General features: G+C 33.5%; 16 protein-coding genes. 14 read left to right on the forward strand and 2 right to left on the reverse strand.

Annotated elements, in window-relative coordinates; translation table 11 throughout:
• Position 1 precedes the first annotated feature (1 nt).
• The 6 genes from kdpB (at position 2) to GCL57_RS02080 (ending at position 6,454) form a co-directional block, all read left to right on the forward strand.
• Positions 2–2,032 (forward strand): potassium-transporting ATPase subunit KdpB, encoded by a 2,031-nt coding sequence (gene kdpB, locus GCL57_RS02055; protein WP_152211596.1) that lies wholly within the window; start codon positions 2–4, stop codon positions 2,030–2,032.
• 15 nt (positions 2,033–2,047) lie between these two features.
• A complete protein-coding gene (gene kdpC, locus GCL57_RS02060; RefSeq protein WP_152211597.1) occupies positions 2,048–2,632 on the forward strand; it encodes a potassium-transporting ATPase subunit KdpC in 585 nt (194 codons plus the stop codon).
• A 1-nt stretch (position 2,633) separates the two neighbouring features.
• A complete protein-coding gene (locus tag GCL57_RS02065) occupies positions 2,634–3,758 on the forward strand; it encodes a kinase (RefSeq protein WP_152211598.1) in 1,125 nt (374 codons plus the stop codon).
• A complete protein-coding gene (locus tag GCL57_RS02070) occupies positions 3,755–4,882 on the forward strand; it encodes a PAS domain S-box protein (protein ID WP_152211599.1) in 1,128 nt (375 codons plus the stop codon). Before GCL57_RS02065 ends, GCL57_RS02070 begins: the two co-directional genes overlap by 4 nt.
• A gap of 189 nt (positions 4,883–5,071) precedes the next feature.
• Positions 5,072–5,302: a hypothetical protein gene (locus GCL57_RS02075; RefSeq protein WP_152211600.1), complete on the forward strand. Its 231-nt coding sequence runs from the start codon at positions 5,072–5,074 to the stop codon at positions 5,300–5,302.
• 30 nt (positions 5,303–5,332) lie between these two features.
• Positions 5,333–6,454: a hypothetical protein gene (locus GCL57_RS02080; protein ID WP_152211601.1), complete on the forward strand. Its 1,122-nt coding sequence runs from the start codon at positions 5,333–5,335 to the stop codon at positions 6,452–6,454.
• Between the two features lie 229 nt (positions 6,455–6,683).
• On the opposite strand, the gene GCL57_RS02085 is transcribed toward GCL57_RS02080, so the two are convergent.
• Positions 6,684–6,878, reverse strand: coding sequence for a hypothetical protein (locus GCL57_RS02085; protein WP_152211602.1), 195 nt, complete (start codon positions 6,876–6,878; stop codon positions 6,684–6,686).
• On the opposite strand from GCL57_RS02085, the gene GCL57_RS02090 reads away from it, so the two are divergent.
• From GCL57_RS02090 to accC, 7 genes are all read left to right on the forward strand, one after another.
• The gene (locus tag GCL57_RS02090; protein WP_152211603.1) at positions 6,877–9,258 is read left to right on the forward strand and encodes a ribonucleoside-diphosphate reductase subunit alpha; all 2,382 of its coding nucleotides are present in this window, start codon (positions 6,877–6,879) and stop codon (positions 9,256–9,258) included. The genes GCL57_RS02085 and GCL57_RS02090 overlap by 2 nt on opposite strands.
• A 29-nt stretch (positions 9,259–9,287) precedes the next feature.
• Complete coding sequence (locus GCL57_RS02095; protein ID WP_152211604.1) at positions 9,288–10,271, forward strand: ribonucleotide-diphosphate reductase subunit beta; 984 nt, start codon at positions 9,288–9,290, stop codon at positions 10,269–10,271.
• A gap of 76 nt (positions 10,272–10,347) precedes the next feature.
• On the forward strand, positions 10,348–10,617 hold the full coding sequence (locus GCL57_RS02100; protein ID WP_152211605.1) for a hypothetical protein: 270 nt from the start codon (positions 10,348–10,350) through the stop codon (positions 10,615–10,617).
• 154 nt (positions 10,618–10,771) lie between these two features.
• Positions 10,772–11,635: a YdcF family protein gene (locus GCL57_RS02105; RefSeq protein ID WP_152211606.1), complete on the forward strand. Its 864-nt coding sequence runs from the start codon at positions 10,772–10,774 to the stop codon at positions 11,633–11,635.
• 115 nt (positions 11,636–11,750) lie between these two features.
• Positions 11,751–12,317, forward strand: a complete 567-nt coding sequence (gene efp / locus GCL57_RS02110; protein WP_425483322.1) for an elongation factor P — start codon at positions 11,751–11,753, stop codon at positions 12,315–12,317.
• A gap of 248 nt (positions 12,318–12,565) precedes the next feature.
• The gene (gene accB, locus GCL57_RS02115) at positions 12,566–13,096 is read left to right on the forward strand and encodes an acetyl-CoA carboxylase biotin carboxyl carrier protein (protein WP_161597552.1); all 531 of its coding nucleotides are present in this window, start codon (positions 12,566–12,568) and stop codon (positions 13,094–13,096) included.
• Positions 13,097–13,124: 28 nt separating this feature from the next.
• Positions 13,125–14,465: an acetyl-CoA carboxylase biotin carboxylase subunit gene (gene accC / locus GCL57_RS02120; protein WP_152211609.1), complete on the forward strand. Its 1,341-nt coding sequence runs from the start codon at positions 13,125–13,127 to the stop codon at positions 14,463–14,465.
• 14 nt (positions 14,466–14,479) lie between these two features.
• On the opposite strand, the gene acpS is transcribed toward accC, so the two are convergent.
• Positions 14,480–14,866, reverse strand: coding sequence for a holo-ACP synthase (gene acpS / locus GCL57_RS02125; protein WP_152211610.1), 387 nt, complete (start codon positions 14,864–14,866; stop codon positions 14,480–14,482).
• 85 nt (positions 14,867–14,951) lie between these two features.
• On the opposite strand from acpS, the gene GCL57_RS02130 reads away from it, so the two are divergent.
• On the forward strand, positions 14,952–15,536 hold the full coding sequence (locus GCL57_RS02130; protein ID WP_152211611.1) for an ATP-dependent Clp protease proteolytic subunit: 585 nt from the start codon (positions 14,952–14,954) through the stop codon (positions 15,534–15,536).
• The last annotated feature ends 1 nt before the right edge of the window (position 15,537 follow it).

Below are 15,537 nucleotides of genomic sequence, written 5' to 3' on the forward strand. Positions count from 1 at the left end.
CATGGGTGGAAATTCTTTAATAATCTCTAATGAACTAATACTTTCTGCAATTAAAGCATCATTTACAAAAATGAATCCTTTTAAGTTAATAACTAATCCTGTCATATTTATAGTTGCATTGGGTGCATTGATAACCACATTAATAATGATCACGCATTTTTTTTCACAGGATAATAAAGAAGCTCTATTTTCTTTACAAATATCTTTATGGCTTTGGTTTACAGTTCTATTTGCAAATTTTGCAGAGGCTATTGCAGAGGGTCGTGGTAAAGCTCAAGCAGAAAATTTAAGACAAACCCGAAAAGATACACAAGCAAAAAGGTTGAATAAACAAAGTAACGAATACGAAATTGTTTCAGCATCAACACTTTTAAAAGGCGATAAAGTTGTTATCGTTGCCGGAGAAATTATACCAGCGGATGGCACTGTAATAGAAGGAATGGCTTCTATTGATGAATCTGCAATCACTGGAGAATCAGCTCCCGTTATTCGAGAATCTGGTGGAGATCGTTCTGCTGTTACAGGTGGTACAACAGTTCTTTCTGATAAAATTGTTGTTTTAGTAACGGCCGAACCGGGGAAGTCTTTTTTAGATAAAATGATTGCGTTGGTTGAAGGTGCTGAAAGAAAAAAAACTCCAAATGAAATTGCTTTAAATATTTTGCTTATTGCTTTGACGATTGTTTTTTTACTTTCTGTTTTTACTCTTAAACCCTTCGCACTTTTTCAAAATTTAAATGTTTCTCTTGTTGTTCTTATTGCATTGCTTGTCTGTTTAATTCCCACAACAATTGGGGGACTTTTATCTGCAATTGGAATTGCCGGAATGGATCGTGTTTTGCAAAGAAATGTGCTTGCCATGTCTGGAAGAGCTGTTGAAGCTGCTGGAGATGTCGATGTTTTATTACTTGATAAAACTGGTACAATTACAGTTGGAAACCGTATGGCAAGTGAGTTTATTCCAGCAGAAGGAGTCACTGTTGAAGAACTTGCACGTGCCTCACTCATTGCATCATCATTTGATGATACGCCTGAAGGCCGCTCTATTGTTAAGTTGGCAAATGAACTTCACTTTCATTATTTAATTCCTAAAAACTCCATAGCTATTCCATTCACAGCTGAAACGAGAATGAGTGGTATTGATACAACTACAGAAACATTTCGCAAAGGATCTTTAGAAGCCATTATAGGGTGGGTGCGTTCACTAGGTGGTCAAGTACCTAAGTGTGTACAAGAAAATGTAATTAAAATTTCTAAACTAGGAGGAACTCCTTTAGCAGTTGCAAAGGGAGCTCAGCTTTTAGGTGTTATATATTTAAAGGATATTGTTAAACCAGGAATAAGTGCACGTTTCATGCGTATTCGTGCGATGGGCATACGCACAGTTATGATAACAGGAGATAATAAATTAACTGCAACTGCCATTGCTGCTGAAGCAGGTGTCGATGATTTTCTTTCAGAAGCAAAGCCAGAAGATAAATTATTGCTTATAAAATCTTTAAAAAAGGAAGGGCGCATGGTTGCTATGTCGGGTGACGGAACAAATGATGCTCCAGCCCTTGCGCAAGCAGATGTTGGTCTTTCTATGAATACGGGAACTCAAGCAGCAAGAGAAGCTGGTAATATGATTGATCTCGATTCAGATCCCACGAAAGTTATTGAAATTGTTGAAATTGGAAAGCAACTTTTAATTACGAGGGGTGCATTAACGACCTTTAGTATTGCAAACGATGTGGCAAAATATTTTGCAATCATTCCTGCTATATTTATAGAGAGCGTTCCTCGTTTTGAAATATTTAATATTATGCATTTAGAAACACCTTATAGCGCAATTCTTTCAGCAACAATTTTTAATGCTTTAATTATAATTATTCTTGTTCCTTTAGCATTAAGAGGTGTGAAATATAAACCTAGAAATGCATCGAGTTTATTAAGATATAATCTTCTTGTCTTCGGACTGGGTGGAATAATTCTTCCATTTATTGGAATTAAAATTGTTGATGTTATAATAAATAGCTTAAATATTATTTAAATACAGGAATGAGTGATGATAAAATCAATTTATAGATGCATTTTTCTAACTTTAATTTTATTTGTTTTGTTGGGTGGTATTTATCCTCTTATAGTTACTTCTGTAGGAAAAATATTCTTTCCATTACAAAGTAATGGTGGGGTAGAATATATAGGTTCACAAGCTGTTGGTGCAAATCTGATTGGCCAAAATTTTTCTTCAACAAAATATTTTCATGGTAGACCTTCATTTGCAGGAACGCTTGGATACGATGGTTTATCTTCTACTCCATCAAATCTTGCTAGTACAAATCCAAAATTATTTACAGATATAAACATGCATATTATTAAAATTTTAAAAGGAAATCCAACAGTAAAACGAACTGATATTCCAGTAGAACTTGTAACATACTCAGGCAGTGGACTTGATCCTCATATTTCTTTACAATCCGCACTGATACAGATTCCAAGGGTTGCGAAAAGTAGAAATATAAGAGAAGATAAAGTAACGAAACTTGTTCATTCATCTCTCGAAAAACCTATTTTCGGCTTTTTTGGCGTTGATATAATAAATGTTTTATTTTTAAATCTTAAACTTGATAACGAATTTAATAATAATTAATATGAAAACATTTGAAGAAATACTTGAAACGAAAAGGCGAGGATCATTAAAAATAATTTTGGGTTATGCCGCTGGAGTAGGAAAAACCTATGCCATGTTAAATGAAGCACATCGTTTAAAACAAAGAGGTTTTGATGTTGTCATTGCTTATATTGAGCCACATAGAAGACCTGAAACTCAAGCACTTCTTGCAGGACTTGAGCAAGTGCCTTTAAAGACATTTAATGTTGGTGATAAAACATTCACTGAAATGGATGTTGATGCTGTCATTAGTAGGCAACCACAAATTGTTCTTGTTGATGAATTAGCGCATACAAATATTGTTGGCAGTAAAAATACAAAAAGATTTTTAGATGTTTTAGAAATATTAAATGCTGAAATCAATGTGATCACCACTCTAAATGTACAACATTTAGAGTCCATAGCAGATCGAGTTGTTGCGGCTACGAAAGCCCCTGTACACGAGCGTATACCAGATAAAGTTTTACAGTTTGCTCAGCAGATTGTTATGGCAGATATCAGTATGGAAGATTTAAGAGAAAGATTACGGCTTGGAAAAGTATATGAAAAAGATAAAGCAGATAATGCTTTGGCAAATTTTTTTTCGTATAATAACTTAGCTTTTTTAAGAGAAATTTGTTTAAGAGAAGCTGCAGGGAATCAATATCAAAAAATGCAAGAAAATGAATTTTCCGAAAACTATGCTATTGCTGAAGAAGCAGTTATGGTTGCTCTGAGTTCAGATCCAAACAATGCACCTATGTTAATTCGCAAAGGAACAAAACTCGCTTCTCGTTTATCAAGTCGAGTTTTTGTTACATATGTTCAGAAAAAATCAGAAGATCCTGCTCACATTGATTCCCAGTTGCAACGAAAAATTCAACAAAATTTTGATTTGGCAACAAAATTAGGGGCTGAAGTTAAAATTCTTTACGGAGAAAAAATCTCTGATATTCTCGTTAATTTTGCTATTGATAATAAAATAAGACATGCTGTTTTTGGAAAATCAAGATTGACACCTATTCGTGAACGTTTGCGGGGTTCAATTCTACTTGAATTTATTCATGATGCAGCTGGAGTTGATGTTCATATAATTAATGTTGAAAGTGGAGGCAAAATTAGATGATTGCTTTGCCTCCCATGCGTAGAGGTATTTTAAAAGAAGTCTTAAAAATAGTTTTTTTATTTGGAGCACTAGGGTTTACTTTAATTTTATTTATTCATTTCAGCAGTAAGAATCCCAAAAATTTAATATCTTTAAATTTTCAAGCATCCAATGTTATCATTGAAATGTTTGATCATTGGGAATTATTGAATGATCATAATATCAATTCAAATTTAGTTGTAACTGAAAATAAAAAGTCTTTTCAGCAATCTCTTGATTTTTTAGAAAAATATTACAGTACAAACGATACCTCAATTATTTTACATGAGATGCACCTTATTTTTGATAAATATAAAATTAAAAATAATGAAATATCAAGGCAAGATTACTTACAAATGAGAAAACTTTTAAAAAAAATAATGAAAGAGAATCAGTATAAATTGTCTACTTTAATTCTTTCAAGAGAAAGATTTTCAAATAAGATGGTTCTTTTAGCGTGTCTTATTTTTCTTATTGCACTTGGATTTTCTGTTTATTTTTCGGAAAGGTTATCCAGTCGTATTGCATATCCTATAAAAAAAATATCAGAAATTTTGCAGAGTAAACCAGATTTAAATCACAAATTAAAATTTCCTCCACCAGAGACTTTAGAAATAAAAGTCTTGACGATTGAATTTATAGAACTTTGGAAGCGTCTTTCTGACTTGCATAAAAAGAATCTAAAAAATTTAAAGTTGCAGAGAAATGAACTTAATGCAGTTTTTGATTCTATGGAAGATGCAATTGTTGTTTTAGATAATAAAGGAAAAATTGAACATTATAATAAACTTTTTCTGCAGATAATTGGGGCAAAAAATGAATCCTTATTGTATCAGCCTTGGTCAGATGTTTCTTTATCGTCGATCACCTATATGCAGCTGCGTAATTTAGTAAGAAATGATAATTTTGAAGAATCAAATTTTTGGGCATTTGTAGATGGGAATGAGACTATTTTTAGAGTTAGAAAACGTATTATTAACGATGAAGATAAGCAGAGAAATGGTGTTATTTTAATTTTACACAATCTAAGCAATCGCTATTCAGCCGCGCAATTTAAAGAAATAGCAATTAAGCTTAAAACAGAGCAAGCTTCTTTAAGTATTTAAGTTAAATAAATTATATAATGATTGATAAATATGGATATTTTACAATAAAGCGGCATGATTGTTGTTTTTTATTGTTATTTTATGAAAAATATGTTTTGTATATTCTTCTGTGATTTTTTGTTTACTATTGTGGTTATTTTTATTTGTTGTTTATTTTCGAGTTCTAAATTGCGGAAAGGCTCACTTTTTATGAGAAATATTCTAGCTTTATGTTCATCAGCGATCCTTTTATGTTCGTGTGCTATCAATCTCAATGACACGACACCCCCTCAAAAAAGCTCTATGGAAAAGCTTGAGGATCTTTGTCAGCAAGGCAGTAAAGAAGCCTGTGAAGTTCTTGATTTAAAGCAAAAGCAAAAGGATGAAGAGAATAAGAATAAACTCAAACTTTCAGGAGCCCACGATAAAGGAAAAAGATAAGGTTTTTTAATTTGTATTTGAGGATTATTTATGAAGTTTTTAAAATCCAATCAAAGGGCATTTCATATATTATCTTACATTATTATATGTATTTCATTCATTGTTTTATTCACATCTTGCCAAACTTCAACTCAGCATTCTAGTAAAAATACTTTACAGACTCTTCAAGATAAGAATGCCCTCAATAAAGCACTTGTTTTTTATGCCTCTGACGATCCAATTTTACTCCGTTATTTTTCTACATCTTTCACCCGCCGTATTTCAGATGATGGTATTTATCAGGCCATACAAGATAGAAATTTAAATAGAGAATGGATGGCAAACAGCAGTGGTGGTAAATTTGATGTTGATGTTGAGCAAAGACTTAAACTTTATTCACAAAATATAAAAGAAGCTTATCTAATAAAACACACAGCAAAAGTAAGTTTTATAGCACGTAATGCAATGAAAGAAGCAAAAAATTTATTATCGCATAATCCTGTATCCGTAGGGCTTTCCTATGCGGAGCTTGCGTTTTGGGCATCTATTGCAAATAACAGTATCCCGCATGTGGCACGTTCATATGCTTTAATTTATGAAAAATATGCAACTTTTGCTCTTAAAGATCATCTTGAATCACAAATTGATGTTAAAATTATAAATCAATTGAAGGCACTTACAGCTCCTTACCTTATAAAGCAAAAAACGGTTAAAATATTAAATTCAAATAAATGCGCTATTTTTGTTGATGGACAAGAATTAAAAAGCAAGTCTATCCAAATTCCAGCTAAAATGAGCAGTGTTATTTCAGCAAATTGCACAAATGGCTCCTTTGCTCAAACTTTTACTGCGGATAATTTGTCTGCCGTAAAAATAGTTCCTTATTTTCCAACTGCATTTTATAGCATGCCCAACCCAGATACTCTTCCCAAAGAGCAGATTTTAAAAGAACGTGTAGCTGCTGTTATTTTAATTTATTGGTCACATTCTGGACGTTATATGGACTCTATTTTTATTGAACCTAAAACTTTTTCTATTGTTAAAAAGACACGAATTGCTTTAACCACGCGACAGGATCTTGATCAGGCTGGCGACAATCTTATGGCGTTTTTGAAAATAGCATCTGCTAAGATTGCTAAAAATAATTCCGTACATTTGACTGCTGGGAATTAACTCTATAGTGTCCCCCCTGCTAATCAGATTGATTGTAAGGTTATATTTCCATACATATTTATGGTAGGCAATTCTGTCAAAAGACTGTCGCATAAAACTTACTTATTTTATTTGTCTTTTTTAGTTGCTTTATCTGCTTATATATTGAGCCATTTAATTAAATCCTGAAATAATTCGAGAAATTTTTAAGCATCAAAATTATTTTTAACACTATTGACAGTGTCTTTCGTTATGGGATAACACTATATATGATAAGTGCAGACACTCTACAACTTACCAATTGTGGTGTCGCAACTCCTCTTTTGTGAAGATTTGCGGCAAATGTGTAGCTATGCGCTTCATACCATTCATTTGTATGGTTATTTTTAGCTTTCCTATGTTTCAGAAAAGACAATGCTTTGTACCACCAGGAGAAATATTTCATGGCAAAGAACTCTTACAGACCTTTTCACCCGAAGGTAAATCTCACAGAACTCAATTTTTCTACTGTTGATTTTAATTCAACATTACAAAATATTATTTTGAATGTGAGACCTCTCATAGAACAAGGAAGAGAGTATTCTTATATTGCCGCATCTCTTCTCTCTGAAGAATTGCGTCTTGAAGTGTTAAATACAGTTGGAATAACAGCTTCTTTGAGTGAGTTGCCAGAACAGGAAAAACTCTATCCAACATTGTCTGAATATGTAAAATTTGGAACAGAGCAAGGTCAATTATCATCAAGATTGCGCGAGCTTGATCTTGAGTATTTAAATTCATGCATTCGACATGATAGAAATTATTTATTTGATTATTTAGGTTCTCATACACTTTATGATCGTTATCTTTTGCATAAACAAGGACAGCGTTACGAAACATTCCAACATTTTTGGATGCGTGTTGCTATGGGAGTTGCTCTTGCAGAAAAAAATGCACAAGAGGCAACAAAATGCGCAGCTGAATTTTATGAAGTTATTTCTCAAATGCTTTATGTACCAAGTACACCCACACTATTTAATTCAGGGACAAAGCATTCTCAAATGTCATCTTGTTTTTTGACCACCACTCAAGATGATCTCCTTGATATTTATCGTCAGTATTCAGATAATGCAATGCTTTCAAAATATGCAGGAGGCCTTGGCAATGATTGGTCTAATATTCGTGCCAGCGGAAGTTGGATTAAAGGAACAAACGGGCGTTCTCAGGGTGTTATTCCATTTATTAAAGTACAAGATTCTTCAACAATTGCTGTAAATCAGGGCGGAAAAAGAAAAGGAGCTGTTTGCGCATATCTTGAGACATGGCATCTTGATATTGAAGACTTTCTCGAACTTCGTAAAAATACAGGCGATGAACGTCGTAGAACACATGATATGAACACAGCTAATTGGGTGCCTGACTTATTTTTAGAGCGTGTTGAACAAAATGCTGAGTGGACCTTATTTTGCCCATCAGAAGCAAAAGATCTTCATGACTCATATGGTGAAGATTTTAAAAAACTGTATGAAAACTATGAAAAGAAAGCAGAGCTTGGAGAATTACAAAATTTTCGAAAAGTGTCATCTGTACAGTTGTGGAGAAAAATATTAACAATGATTTTTGAAACGGGACACCCTTGGGTAACGTTCAAAGATCCATGTAATTTAAGAAGTTCACAACGTCATATTGGTGTTGTACACAGCAGTAATCTTTGTACAGAAATTACTTTAAATACAAATGCTGAAGAAACAGCTGTGTGTAACTTAGGATCTATTAATTTAAAAGCCGTATTTCAATCAGAAAATCCAGCAAAGACATTAGCACATGCAGTGAGTGTAGGTATGCGTATGCTTGATAATGTCATCAGTGAAAATTTTTATCCTATTAAATCTGCAGAAACAGCAAATCATCGTCACCGTCCTGTTGGCCTTGGCTTTATGGGGTTTCAAGATGTTCTTTATATGAAGAGAATTCCATATTCTAAGCCAGAAGCAATGTGGTTATCCGAAAAAATTGCTGAGTATATTAGCTTTCATGCTATTAAGGCATCAGCAAATTTAGCAAAAGAACGCGGATCTTATAGCTCTTACCAAGGTTCAACTTGGTCAAAAGGTAAAGTGCCAAAAGACACTGTTTGTGAATTGGGTGTACATGTGAATTATCCTGTATCGCCAACACAGTTTAAAGATAATAATGGAGAGTTAAGAGCTTGTCCTGAGCTTTTATTTGCAGATGGTTTTACAGAAAGTTTAAATTGGGATGAAATTCGTTCCCAAGTGGCACAAGGAATGCGTAACAGTCTATGCTTAGCAGTTGCACCAACGGCAACTATTTCTAATATCTCTAACTGTACGCAATCTATAGAGCCAACATATAAAAATTTATATGTAAAAAGTAACATGGGCGGTGATTACACAATAATTAATGAATATTTAATAGATGATTTAAAAGCTTTAGGTTTATGGAACGCTGAATTATCTCGAGAATTAAAAAGAGCAGATGGTGATTTAAATAGCTTAAATATACCAGAGGATATTAAAGAGCTTTATAATACAGCTTTTGACATAGAGCCTGAGCAATTAATACGTTGTGCTGCTTTAAGACAAATATATATTGATCAATCTATGAGTTTAAATCTTTATATGTCTGCTCCAAGCGGTAGAAAAATAGATGAAATGTATCGTTATGCTTGGCACAGCGGCTTAAAAACAACATATTATTTAAGAACAAAAGCTGCAACAAGTGTAGAAAAATCTAGTATTTCTAATAGAAAAAATGAAATTAAATTACCTGTCGAAGCAAAAGCTTGTTCTATTGACAACCCAGAATGTGAATCCTGTCAATAAATATTTGCTTTTGTTTAAGGAGAAATAAAATGTTGATTAACGAAACAAAAACACAGCTTATGCCTTTTCAATATCCATGGGCTTGGGATGAATTTAAAAACCTTTGTAAAAACCATTGGCTTCCACAAGAAATTTCTATGGCATCGGATATTGCACAGTGGAAAAATCAAGGTTTTATTACAAATGATGAACGTCATTTAATTAAAAAAATCTTAGCTTTTTTTGCTAACACAGATGTTCTTGTTGGTGATAATATTATTATGGCTATTTATAAGCACATAACAAATCCTGAGTGTCGTCAATATTTAACAGCGCAGGCTTTTCAAGAGAGCATTCACTCATGGAGTTATTCTCATATTGTTGAATCACTTTCTATGGATCAGCAAGAAGTTTTTAGTGAATTTAAAAGAGTGGGAACTATAAAAGATAAACACGACTTTCAAGCTCAATTTCTTGAAGGTATTTTAAATACAGATTTTTCTACTCAGACAGTGGAAGGGCGTTCTCTATTTTTAAAAAATCTTTGTGCTTATTATATTGGTATGGAAGGAATGCAATTCTACAGTGCATTTGTTTTGTTACTTAATTTTAAACGCCGCAATTTGCTTGTTGGCACTTCAGAGCAACTTGAATATATTGTCCGTGATGAGAGTTTACACTGTCGTTTTGGAACAAAACTTATCAATCAATATATACAAGAAAATGCAGATATTTGGACTAAAGAACTGCAAAATGAAGTGAGAAAAAATATTGAGCACGTTGTAGAGCTTGAAGATGCTTTTGTTGCGGATGCTTTGCCAAGAGATGTTCTTGGGCTGTCTTATGCACAATTTGCAAAATACATTCGCTACATTGCAGACAGACGTATTGAAAGTATAGGTCTCGAGCCTATTTATGGTGAAGAAGACACTCCTTTTCCATGGATGAATGAAATTATGGATTTACCAAAAGAAAAGAATTTCTTTGAAACAAGGGTGACGGAGTATCAAACGGGCTTTGGTCTTGAATGGTAATTTTTTAGGCATACGCGTTTGAATCACAAAATAAAAAGAGGTAAGCTATTAAAAGTATCAATAGGGGAATAATTATATGTTTTTCAAAATACTTTTAAAAGTAACTCTTTTTATTTTATTTATTCTATCAACGGCATGCACAAAGCAAAGCTCAGTAGATTTCATAGTTGAAAATCCAGAGATGTTAAAAAAAGATAAATATGCTTCTTTTTATGGTGTTGAAGCTATGAAAGACTGTCAAATCTATCGTAAAATATATTCGGGTTTTTGTGACACAACGAGTCAACCTTTTGTGAAATGTTTTGATATAAATGATAAAAAATATAAATCAACTTCTTGTGAATAGCCCTATTATTTATAATTAAATAAAAAAAGAATGTATAGCTCTCCTGTTAATTATTTTTTTTCTATCATGTGTTAAGACTTACCTCTAAGGCCTTTTCTCACTTTAAGAAAAAGCATGTAAAAAATACAAATAATTGAAAGGATTAAAATATAAAATGAGTGAAACATCAATTATTGCAGATTGGAATTTAAGTATAATAAAGCTTTTTAAAGAATTTACCTTTGATGCAGGATTGCCCACAATTATTCTAATAGTTTGTTGTCTTTTATTGTGGCTTTGTATTTTTAAAAGAGTGGTAAAACTATTACTAACATGCGCAAGTCTTTTTCTTATAATTTTATGCTATAAAGGCACCCCTAAATTTCTTTTAGATCCCCTCCTTTCTCAAGCAGAAAAAGATTTACAATTTAGGGCAAGTGAAATTTTTAATCAAAATACAATTGTCCAGCCACTGCCAAGTTGTTTGCATAATATTGGAGGAATTATTGTTCTAGGGTCTGGTATTTATCAAAAAAATATTCCAGGAATTGTTGCTCAAACAAGGCTTATTGGCTTGAGTCATCTATTAAAAAACTCTGGCTTTGAAAAGCAATGGATAAATGAAAAATTGCCAATAATATTTTCTGGCGGAGTTACAAATATATATGTAGAGCAAAGTGAAGCAGATGCTATGAAAGAATTTGCAGCTTATACATATGGAAAAAATATTGATCACTTTAATTTAATTGCCGAAACAAAAAGTAAAAATACTTATCAAAATGCTCTATTTGCAAAAGATATATTTGAAAAAAAGAATTTTAGAAAAAAAATTATTCTTTTGACAAGTTCTCAGCACATGTTTCGCGCCAAAAGGGTTTTCTTAAGACAAGGTTTTGATGTCTGTCCTGTGCCGGTAGCAACTTTAGAAGGATTTGGAGAAGGGGCTTTTAATTTTGCAAATGCCGCAAAATCAGTGTCTATTTTAAATGAATATTTTGGAGTGCTTGGCTATACAATAAAAGGTTGGCTTGAAATATGAATAATTCAATTTGATTGAGTTTTTGTTTATATGGAAAAATGCTTTTAATTGCAATTTTATATTTATGGTGGTAATTCCAGCTTCGTCTGAAAAAGGAGTGTGCTTTATGAGTAGTATGTATGATACACGTGAGTTTCGTCGCGGACTCAAAGTTTTAATTAACAATGATCCTTGGGTAATCGTTGATTTTCAACATGTTAGCCCTGGGAAAGGTGCCGCATTTACCCGTACCAAGGTAAAAAACTTACGTACTGGTCAAGTTGTTGAACAAAATATCAAAAGTGGAGATAAGTTAGAAAAACCAGATGTTGAAGAAAGAAATATGCAATTTCTTTATGCAGATGCTGATGGGTTCAACTTCATGGATACAGGCAACTACGAACAAATATCGCTCACAAACCTTGAAGTTGGCGACACAAAGAACTATCTTATCGAGAACTCAGTTATAAAGGTTGTTTTTTTCAACGGTAAGCCAATTGGAGTTGAAACAGATACTTTTGTTGAGCTTAAAGTTGTTGAAACAGCCCCAGGTGTGCGTGGTGATACAGCCACTGGTGGAAGCAAACCCGCAAAACTTGAAACAGGTCTTGTTGTGAGTGTGCCTTTTCATATTAACGAAGGGGATATTTTACGAGTCGACACAAGAGAAAATGTCTATGTTGATCGTGTAAATAGAAAATAAGTTTACTTACACAACCTCTTTTGTTTATAAAACCGGTGACTCTACGGCCGCCGGCTTTTTTTTTAAAGAAAAGTAAAAGTTTAACTTATTTCAATGGTTTTTTAACGCAAGTTCTTGACTTTACTTTAAGAATTAGAGAAGTCTAAGGGTGTTTGAAAATGGATTAAAATTATCCTTTTAATCTTTCTTGGTACATTATGTCTTTGCTATTACTTTGTAAGCAAGATATATATTTAGAGGAAAAAATAATGATTGATGTATCTAAAATTGAAAAATTAATGACACTTATGGCAAAGCATGGATTTGATGTTGTACAGGCTGAATCTTCTGCGGAAAAAATTTCTTTGGCAAGAAATGTAGGTCAAACATCTTTATTTCAATCGCAAGCATACACTGCTGCCACATCAAAAGTAGCAAATGCTACGCAGGTTTCACAGACTTCATTAAATAATTTAGATTCCTCAGATAGCACATCTGAAAATCCATCTGCAATTATGAAGACTGAAGACAAAAATGAACCTAAAAAGTTGCCAGAAGGGACCACTATCACGAGCCCATTTGTAGGTACTTTTTATAGATCGCCTAGTCCTGAAGTGGCACCATTTGTAGAAAATGGTTCAAAAATTAAAAAAGGACAGGCTCTTTGCATTGTAGAAGCTATGAAACTTATGAATGAAATTGAAGCTGAAATTGACGGGGAAATTGTTGCAATTTTAGCAGAGAATGCAAAACCTGTTGAATTTGGCACTCCACTTTTTATTGTTGCTCCATCTAAGTAAACAAATTAAATATTGTGAGTAAACTTAAATGAAAAAAATTCTAATCGCCAACCGTGGTGAAATCGCCGTACGTATTATTCGTGCATGTCGTGAACTCGGTATCAAAAGTGTCGCAATTTATTCTCAAGCAGATGCTCATAGTCTTCATGCAAAGTTAGCTGATGAAAGTATTTGTATTGGTCCAGCAGAGAGTAAGAAAAGTTATCTTCATATTCCCGCAATTATTGCAGCCGCAGAAGTCAGTGGTGCCGATGCTATTCATCCAGGCTATGGTTTTTTATCTGAAAATGCAGGTTTTGCTGAAATCTGTAGAAAGTGTAATATTACATTTATTGGACCCACTCCAGAACAAATGCGCCAATTAGGCGAAAAGGTTGCGGCTCGTGATGTTGCACGTAAAGCAGGTTTGCCTTTTTTACCAGGGTCTAAATCTGCAATTGAAAGCATTGATATTGCTAAAAAATCTGCAAAAGAAATCGGCTTTCCCGTTATATTAAAAGCCAGTGGCGGTGGCGGTGGTCGTGGTATGAAAATCGTTCACAAAGATGAAGATCTTGAAAAAGCCTATTTTACTTGCCGACAAGAAGCAGCAGCGGCTTTTGGTAATTCCGAAGTTTATCTCGAAAAATATCTTGAAAATCCACGTCATGTTGAAATTCAAATTATGGCCGATAAGCATGGTAATATCGTTCATTTAGGTGAAAGAGATTGCAGTGTACAACGCCGTCACCAAAAAGTCATCGAAGAAGCTCCTTGCAATTTGTTAAATGAAAAAGAGCGCTCTCGTATTGGGGCCTATGCAGTCGCTTTAGCAAAAGAAGTGGGCTATCATGGCGCAGGTACTGTTGAATTTCTCATGGATGATGATAAAAACGTATATTTTATGGAAATGAATACGCGTATACAAGTTGAACATCCTGTAACGGAACAAATCACAGGAATTGACCTTGTTCGCACACAAATACAGGTTGCAATGGGTGAGGCATTACCATTTTCGCAAGAAGATGTGAAAATCAAAGGGCATGCTATCGAATGCAGAATCAATGCAGAAGATCCAAAAAGTTTTGCACCTTGGCCAGGAAAAATAACAGCTTACTCAAGTCCAGGCGGCTTGGGCGTTAGAGTTGATGGTTTTGTTTATCATGGCTACACTGTGGTGCCTTATTATGACTCTATGTTAACAAAACTCATTGTAACAGCTGATACACGTGAGCTTGCCATTAAAAAAATGGAATGTGCACTGAAAGAATTTATAGTGGATGGAATTAGAACAAATATTCCATTTCATTTAGAAGTATTAAAGCATCCTGATTTTATGCAAGGAAAACATTCAACCCGCTTTTTAGAAAAAGCTGGTTTTGTAAAATAAACTCAAAAAGAAAATTAATTTCTAAAAAGAATAACTGTGGCCATTGCATAATCTATGTGGTGGCTTAATGAAATATCAAAGTCATCAATGTTTAATTCTTTTAATAGTATTTTAATATTTTCCGCAATATTTAAAAAGGGTCGTCCACTTTCTTCATTTTCAATCCAAATATCTGTAAAAGCAACGCCTTTAGCGTAAAGACCCGTTCCTAAAGCCTTTGAAAAAGCTTCTTTTGCTGCATAACGAGCTGCATATGAGGAAGATTTTTGTAAAACTTTCTTTTCACAATAGAGAATTTCATTGGGATGAAATATCTTTTGTATAAAATTACCTACTTGGAGAGAACGCTCAAAGCGTGGAATATGAACCAGATCGTTGCCAACAAGGATTTTTTTTGTCATTTCTGAGCTTGTCCCGCTTTCTTATTAGAATTATACTTTCTGTTATGAATGTTTCTTATTTTGAAACACAAAGGAGTCCGAAAAAATGTCGAATCTAGATGAACTCTCTTCTCTAATGGAATCAACAACCAATAAAAAATTATTTGATCAACGCCTTATCGTGTTATCAGAAGCAATCACATCCAAGTCAGCAAAAAAAATTATTGAACAATTACTTGCCCTTGAGTCTGCTGATACTGCAAAAGACATTTGGATATTTTTAAATAGTCCAGGTGGCGAAGTTAATTCTGGATTTGGCATCTACGATACCATTCGATTCATTCGTCCAGAGGTTAAAATCATTGTTACAGGTTTAGCAGCGAGTATTGCAACAGTTATTTTATTAGCAGCTGAACCAAAGCATAGATATTCTCTTCCAAATGCGCGTCTTTTAATACACCAACCACTTATCGGTGGAAGTATTCAAGGGCAGGCTTCAGATATTGAAATTCATGCTAAAGAAATACTAAGAACTCGTGAAAAAATTGCTGAATTATATACTAAAGAAACTAAGCAGTCACTTGATCGGGTGCGAAAAGATATTGAACGTGATTATTGGATGACTGCACACGAAGCGCAAGAGTATGGACTTGTAAATAAAATTATTTCTTCTTGGAATGAAGTTCGCTAAT

Origin of the sequence: Fluviispira multicolorata, assembly GCF_009208585.1 — a bacterium.
Taxonomy (GTDB): Bacteria; Bdellovibrionota_B; Oligoflexia; order Silvanigrellales; family Silvanigrellaceae; genus Silvanigrella; species Silvanigrella multicolorata.